The following is a 581-nucleotide window of genomic DNA, read 5'->3' on the forward strand; positions in this document are numbered from 1 at the left end:
GTGTGACCCGTAGTGGTCGTGTGTTCGTGCCTCCGGACCTACCAGTCCAACCCGCGGACGTCAAGGGAAAAGGAAAAGTGGTGGAGGAACAAGATGGCGAAGCACCCCACGCTTCGAATAAAGATATGCCAGCAAAGGGGCCCCCGGAGAAAAGGGATGGTAGAAAGGAGGTGTCGCTAGAGGAAGCCAGCGAGTTCCTCCGGATAATTCAGCAGAGCGAATTCAAGGTTATCGAACAGCTCAACAAAACCCCGGCTAGGGTCTCGCTGCTGGAGTTACTTATGAGCTCCGAGCCTCATCGGGCTCTGCTAGTAAAAGTGCTGAACGAGGCTCATGTGGCCCAAGATATCTCGGTAGAAGGTTTCGGAGGGCTGGTCAACAATATCACTGCCAACAACTATCTCGCCTTCGCCGAAGAAGAAATCCCTGCCGAGGGGAGAGGGCATAACAGGGCTTTGCATGTGTCTGTCAAATGCATGGATCACGTTGTGGCACATTGTGGTAATCGATTACCAGAGAATTAAACACTAAATTTTAAGTATCAAATAACAATCATCAACACATATGATGGTAATTATTTA

The 581-nt window shown here is 49.6% G+C and carries 1 protein-coding gene; it reads left to right on the plus strand.

Annotated features, from left to right (window positions below; all coding sequences use genetic code 11):
• Positions 1 to 524: hypothetical protein (locus FRC98_RS22350; protein WP_230467893.1), on the plus strand; the 524-nt coding region annotated here is incomplete at its 5' end.
• Between the last annotated feature and the right edge of the window lie 57 nt (positions 525 to 581).

It is taken from the genome of Lujinxingia vulgaris, assembly GCF_007997015.1.
GTDB lineage: Bacteria > Myxococcota_A > Bradymonadia > Bradymonadales > Bradymonadaceae > Lujinxingia > Lujinxingia vulgaris.